This window comes from Mesorhizobium sp. M7D.F.Ca.US.004.03.1.1, from assembly GCF_003998635.1.
Lineage (GTDB): Bacteria > Pseudomonadota > Alphaproteobacteria > Rhizobiales > Rhizobiaceae > Mesorhizobium > Mesorhizobium loti.
Genome location: NZ_RZQG01000792.1, coordinates 1 through 2790 on the forward strand (window position 1 = coordinate 1; position 2790 = coordinate 2790).

The window sequence follows — 2790 nt, forward strand, 5'->3', positions numbered from 1 at the left end:
TTCTTGAACAGCGCCCACGAGCCGGTCGTGAAATCCTGCAGGCGCGTGCCGATGGCCAGCACGACATCGGCTTCTTCCGCCAGCCGGTTGGCGGCAGAAGTGCCGGTGACGCCGACCGCCGCCATGTTGAGCGGATGATCGTCCGGCAGCGAGGATTTGCCGCCTTGCGTCTCGCAGACCGGAATGCCTGCGCCCTCGGCGAATTTCGCCAGTTCGTCCGAGGCCTGTGAATAGAGGACACCGCCGCCGGCGATCACCAGCGGCTTTTTCGCCCCCTTGAGCGCGGCCACCGCGGCGGCAAGCTCATGGCGGTCCGGGCGCGGCCGGCGCTGGTGCCAGACCCGCTCGGCAAAGAAGCTCTCGGGATAGTCATAGGCCTCGGCCTGGACATCCTGGCAAAGTGACAGCGTCACCGGTCCGCAACTGGCCGGATCGGTCAGCACCTGCATCGCGCGGCTGAGCGCTGGAATAATCTGCTCCGGCCGGGTGATGCGGTCGAAATAGCGCGACACCGGACGGAAACAGTCATTGACCGTCGCCGTGCCGTCGGAAAAGTCCTCGGCCTGCTGCAACACCGGATCGGGAATACGGTTGGCGAAGACATCGCCGGGCAGAAACAGGACGGGCAACCGGTTTACATGAGCGAGTGCCGCCGCCGTCACCATGTTGAGCGCGCCGGGACCGATCGAAGAGGTCGCGGCCATGAAGCGGAGGCGGAAATTGGCCTTGGCATAGGCGATCGCCGCATGCGCCATCGCCTGTTCATTGTGGGCGCGGAAGGTCGGCAATTCGTCGCGCACCTGATAAAGCGCCTCGCCGATGCCGGCGACATTGCCGTGACCGAAGATTGCCCAGACGCCGCCGAAGATCGGGATTTTATTGCCGTCGATCTCGGTCATTTGCCTGCTGAGAAAGCGGGTCAGCGCCTGCGCCATCGTCAGGCGAATTGTCTTGCTCATGGTGTTTTCCTCCGCAGTCCTTGTGCCGGGCCTTCTTATGCCGCCTTGCGGCCGCGCGCGGCAAGCCACGCTTCGGTCAGCTGTTCGAAGCGCTGCGCCATGTCGGCGATGGCCTCGTCATCCGACATCTTGCCAGCCAGCCATTGTTCTGCCGCATGGACGAAGATGGTGCGGCCGACGGCAAAGCCCTTGACGATAGGCGCCTTGGCGGTGGCGGCGAAAGCCGCTTCCAGCTCGTCCTGCGGCGCCTCCAGGCCAAGCAGCACGACGCCCCGGCACCACGGATCGTGCTTCAGGATGACGGCTTCGATCTTCGCCCAGGCACCGGCCGACGCCTGCGGTTCGAGCTTCCACCAGTCCGGCTTGATACCGAGCGCATAGAGCTCTTCCAGCGCGCGCGGGATCGTCGTGTCGTCGAGCTTGCCATGCTTGCCGGCGATGATCTCGATGAGAAGTTCTCTGCCTACTTTCCGCGCGCCTTCGAACAGCGCGCGCAGCTTCTGCTGCTGCTCTTCCTTCAGCGCCGCCGGATCGTCGGGATGGTAGAAGCACAGGCACTTGATGCAGTGATCGACCGGCCATTCGGTGAGCTGCGAGCCGATGTCCTGCGAGAATTCGAAGCGCAGCGGCCGCGAGCCCGGCAATTCGACCGGCCGACCCAGCCAGGCGAAGGAATGCCTAGCGAATTCGAACATCGCCTTGCGGCCATGCTTCTCGTCGATCAGCATGCCGTAGCCGTCGCGTCCGGCGGCGACCTTCGCCGCGGCCTTGACCGCCAGCACCTTGAAATCGTGGATGCGTGCGGGATCGGCACCAGCCTTTGCCGCCACATCCTCGAGCTGCACGCGGTGATCGCAGGCGAGCGCCATCAGCGAGGGAATGTCGCGCCGGCGCGTCGTTGCCCAATGGATGTGGTTGATCGCCTCGTCCTTGCGCAGCGCCAGATGCTTGCTGCCGTTCTTGAGGAAGAACTGCAACTCTTCGAAGGTCGGATATTCCGGCGCGCAGAGCAGCCGCGACACGGCGAAGGCACCACAGGCATTGGCCCATGTCGCCGCCGTCGCGTGGTCTTCGCCACCCAGCCAGCCGCGCAGGAAGCCGGACATGAAGGCGTCGCCGGCGCCTAGCACATTGTAGATCTCGATCGGAAACCCTTTGCCGACGACGCCGTCCTCGAGATCGTCGCTGATCGGTCCGTCATAGACGATGCAGCCCATGGCGCCGCGCTTCAGAACAATGGTCGCGGACGACAGCGAGCGGATCGTCTTCAGCGCGCTCAGGCAGTCGTCAGCGCCCGACGCGATCATGATCTCTTCCTCGGTGCCGACGATCAGGTCGCAATCGGGCAGCACCGTCTTCAGCTGGGCCGAGACCCGGTCCGATTTCACGTAGCGCTCGAAACCTTCGGCGTGGCCGGCGAGGCCCCATAGATTGGGCCGGTAGTCGATGTCGAACACCACCTTGCCGCCCTTGGCTTTCATGATGCGGATCGCCTTGCGCTGCGCGGCATCACTGTTGGGGCGGGAAAAATGCGTGCCGGTGACGACGATCGAGCGGGCCGAGGCGATGAAGGCCTCGTCGATGTCTTCCGGCGCCAGCGCCATGTCGGCGCAGTCCGAGCGGTAGAAGATCATCGGCGATACGCCTTCGTCCTCGACCGACAGCAGCACCAAAGCGGTCAGCCGCTCCTTGTCGGTCTTCAGCCCGTCGACATTGACGCCTTCACGCCTCAGCTGCTCGCGGATGAAGCGCCCCATCTGCTCATCGCCGACGCGGGTCAGCAGCGCCGAGCGCAGGCCGAGCCTGGCCGTGCCGACCGAAATGTTGGCCG

2 protein-coding genes are annotated in these 2790 nt (G+C 64.7%); both read right to left on the reverse strand.

Annotated features, from left to right (window positions below; translation table 11 throughout):
* Positions 1-959: thiamine pyrophosphate-binding protein (locus EN935_RS29895; protein ID WP_245489084.1), on the reverse strand; the 959-nt coding region annotated here is incomplete at its 3' end.
* A 35-nt stretch (positions 960-994) separates the two neighbouring features.
* A partial coding sequence (gene iolC / locus EN935_RS29900) for a 5-dehydro-2-deoxygluconokinase (protein ID WP_127373917.1) occupies positions 995-2790 on the reverse strand: 1796 nt, incomplete at its 5' end.